At 47.5% G+C, this 866-nt stretch carries 1 protein-coding gene; it reads left to right on the top strand.

Annotated elements, in window-relative coordinates; genetic code table 11:
* A partial coding sequence (locus FS806_RS25255) for an IS110 family RNA-guided transposase (RefSeq protein ID WP_144942104.1) occupies window positions 1-761 on the top strand: 761 nt, incomplete at its 5' end.
* Between the last annotated feature and the right edge of the window lie 105 nt (window positions 762-866).

Raw genomic sequence — 866 nt, 5'->3', positions numbered from 1 at the left:
TTAAACTCTCTTCCGTGGCAACGGATATCTTGGGTGTATCCGGACGGGCCATGATCGAAGCGATGATCGAAGGCGTCGAAGATTCCCGGAAATTAGCTGAGTTGGCTAAGGCGCGCTTAAAAAACAAAAAAGGCGATCTTGAGCGTGCGTTACGGGGACTGATCGGGCCTCATCAGAAGCTGATGCTCGAAACGCAACTGAAGCATATTGATTTTTTGGATGAACAGATCGCCAATCTGGATGAAGAAGTGAAAGAACGCATGCTCCCTTTTGAGGAGGACCTGGAGCGTTTGGATACGATCCCTGGCGTCGGCCGACGTACCGCTGAACAATTGCTGGCGGAAATCGGCACCAACGTGGAGGAACAATTCCCTTCTGCTGCCCATTTGTGTTCGTGGGCAGGGATGGCTCCAGGCAATAACGAAAGCGCTGGAAAGCGCAAGTCCGGTCGAACACGAAAGGGTAACAAAAAGCTTCGAGCCACCCTGGTAGAAGCTGCTCGCTCCGCTGCAAGAACAAAGAACACTTATTTATCTGCCCAGTACCAACGTATTGCTTCCCGTAGAGGAGCAAATCGCGCTGCTGTAGCAGTAGGACACACGATTTTAACAATAGCCTACCACCTCTTAACGCGGAAAGAAAACTATATCGAACTCGGTGCCGACTTTTATGATCAACGGCGAAGAGACATCGTAATTAAGCAAGCAATCAAACGTCTAGAGTCTCTAGGAATAAAAGTTAACATCGAACAATCGGCCTAATTCGATGTTGATACATATTTCTACCCAAGGCCCTTAAAAAAAATGAATTGGCAAGGGTCTAGTTTCGTATTGCCTAAAAGTTACTTTAAGCGTATCTAGATTTTC

This window comes from Paenibacillus sp. 32O-W (assembly GCF_007679495.1).
Taxonomy (GTDB): Bacteria; Bacillota; Bacilli; order Paenibacillales; family NBRC-103111; genus Paenibacillus_L; species Paenibacillus_L residui.
Note: the sequence above shows the minus strand (reverse complement) of the source record. Positions and strands in the feature narration are given on the sequence as shown.